The organism is Rhizobium terricola, from assembly GCF_012927355.1.
Lineage (GTDB): Bacteria > Pseudomonadota > Alphaproteobacteria > Rhizobiales > Rhizobiaceae > Allorhizobium > Allorhizobium terricola.
The window spans coordinates 1-1,102 of the sequence record NZ_JABBGK010000019.1 but is presented as its reverse complement, the minus strand read 5'-3'; the positions used below and the strand labels follow the sequence as shown (position 1 = coordinate 1,102).

1 protein-coding gene is annotated in these 1,102 nt (G+C 57.6%); it reads right to left on the bottom strand.

What is annotated here, in order from left to right; all coding sequences use genetic code 11:
• The coding region (locus HHL25_RS23410) for a cache domain-containing protein (protein WP_205928003.1) at positions 1 to 751 on the bottom strand (751 nt) is incomplete at its 3' end.
• Between the last annotated feature and the right edge of the window lie 351 nt (positions 752 to 1,102).

Genomic DNA, 1,102 nt, shown 5'->3' with positions numbered 1-1,102 from the left:
TGGCCTTGGCCATCATGCCGACTTCGTTGCCCATGTCGGTGTGCGGGATGGCGATCGAGACATTCTCGTCGGCAACCGCGCCCAGTGCGCCGTGAATGGCGGCAAGCGGCTTGGTGATGCCACCGATCACAAGGTAGGCTGCTCCCAGGCAAAGAACAAAGGCGGCGATGCCGAAAGCCAGCGCCCCGCGCACACTCTCCACGATGGTGGTGTCGAGGTCGTCGAGATAGGCGCCGGTGCCGACTGTCATCTCCCACGGCTCGAACGCCAAGGCATAGGCTGCCTTGGGGGAGAGCACGTCTTCTGGCTGGCCGGGTTTGGGCCATTCATATTCGGTCCACCCACCGCCTTGGCGTGCTTTCGCGACGATGTCGACAAGGAACTTGTTGCCGGCCTTGTCGGCGATGTTTGCGAAGTTCTTTCCAACGCCCTTCTTTTCCGGATAGATCACGCGATTGGCGGCATAGTCGTATCCGAAATAGTAGCCGTCAGGTGTGAAGCGCATGTCGTTGATGACGTCATAGGCCGCGGTCTGCGCCTGCTCACGGGTCATCTCGCCTTTCTGTTCGAGGGCATGAAAGCGTTTTAGCACCGAAATGGCCGTCTCCGTCTGCGTGCGGAGCATCTCATAGCGCTCATGGTAGATCGCAGATGCGGAACCGCGGATTTGAAAGAAGGTCGCTACCGAAAAGGAGACCATAAGTGCGCCTATGAGGAGCATCAATTGGTTTGAAATCTTCAGGTTTTTCATAAGTGTCCGCCGAGCGTGAAAAATGGAAACGAGTTCGCGTCAGCCGGTTGCGCCGGTCTGCTGAGGTCGTCGATTGGGGAAAGGCGCTTCATGCGCGGATAAAGCATCGCTGCATTGCAATATCGCTTAGGAAATATCGCGTGAAATGATCAATGAAGTATAAATTTCTGAATTAGCCGAACTGGTGATACATCCCCCCAAATTGAGGGGTAAGAAATAGAAACGCCGCCGGGGTCTCCCCCGGCGGCCTTTGTGTCAATTGTTGGGGCTGCCTGTCTCAGCCGGCCATGCGCATGCGCTGGGCCATTCCGCTGAGCGAGGCGGACTGGGCACCGGTGCCGGAGACGCGGA